The 500-nt window shown below is 63.8% G+C and carries 1 protein-coding gene; it reads left to right on the top strand.

Going from position 1 to position 500, the window contains the following annotated elements; all coding sequences use genetic code 11:
* Positions 1-500: amylo-alpha-1,6-glucosidase (locus ABEA87_RS42475; protein ID WP_345639487.1), on the top strand; the 500-nt coding region annotated here is incomplete at both ends.

The raw sequence follows: 500 nt of genomic DNA, 5'->3' as shown, positions 1-500 counted from the left end.
CGGGCGACGTGTGAGCTTCAGGGGTATGCGTATGACGCGAAGCGGCGGGCGGCGCGGTTGGCGCGGGAGTTCTGGAACGATCCGGGGTTGGCGGATCGGCTTGAGGCGCAGGCGGCGGAGTTGAAGCAGCGGTTCAATCGGGATTTCTGGGTGGCGGATGGTGGGTATTACGCGTTGGCGTTGGACGCGGATGGTGGTCAGGTGGATTCGTTGTCGTCGAACATTGGGCATTTGTTGTGGAGTGGGATTGTGGATCGGGATCGGGCTGGTCAGGTGGTGGAGCATTTGATGGGGCCGCGGTTGTTTTCGGGGTGGGGGGTTCGGACGTTGGCGGTGGGTGAGGGTCGGTACAACCCGGTGGGGTATCACGTGGGTACGGTCTGGCCGTTCGACAATTCGTTCATCGCCTGGGGGCTGCGGAAGTACGGGTACAAGGAGGAGGCCGCCCGCATCGCGCAGTGCATCATCGAGGCCGCCGAGTTCTTCCAGGGCCGACTGCC

The organism is Rugosimonospora acidiphila, assembly GCF_039543385.1.
In the GTDB taxonomy this organism is placed as follows: Bacteria; Actinomycetota; Actinomycetes; order Mycobacteriales; family Micromonosporaceae; genus Rugosimonospora; species Rugosimonospora acidiphila.
The sequence above is the reverse complement of the archived record's forward strand: the minus strand, read 5'-3'. Positions and strand labels throughout refer to the sequence as shown.